The sequence below is a fragment of the Micrococcus sp. GbtcB5 genome (assembly GCF_019091605.1).
Classification (GTDB): domain Bacteria; phylum Actinomycetota; class Actinomycetes; order Actinomycetales; family Micrococcaceae; genus Micrococcus; species Micrococcus luteus.
Window position 1 is genome coordinate 1 of record NZ_JAGXJK010000280.1, and the last position, 254, is coordinate 254.

The following is a 254-nucleotide window of genomic DNA, read 5'->3' on the forward strand; positions in this document are numbered from 1 at the left end:
TGCGCCAGACGGCAGGGGCCACCGCCGCCGGGGCGGTCCAGCCGGACCGGACCCCCGCGTCCGACGACGCCCCGGACGCGCCCGAGGAGCCGAGCGCGCCGACGCTGCAGGTCGACCCGACCGCCCCGTTCGCCGTGCCGGCGAACCTGATCGAGGTCCTGCGCACCGAGACCACGTCCCGGCAGCGCACCGAGGACGAGGACGCCGGAGAGTCCGAGGACCGGGTCGAGGGCGCCGTGGTCTCCCGGCGGCGC

The 254-nt window shown here is 78.7% G+C and carries 1 protein-coding gene; it reads left to right on the forward strand.

The window, feature by feature from the left end:
- A partial coding sequence (locus tag KVS67_RS12360; RefSeq protein ID WP_217565484.1) for a hypothetical protein occupies positions 1 to 254 on the forward strand: 254 nt, incomplete at both ends.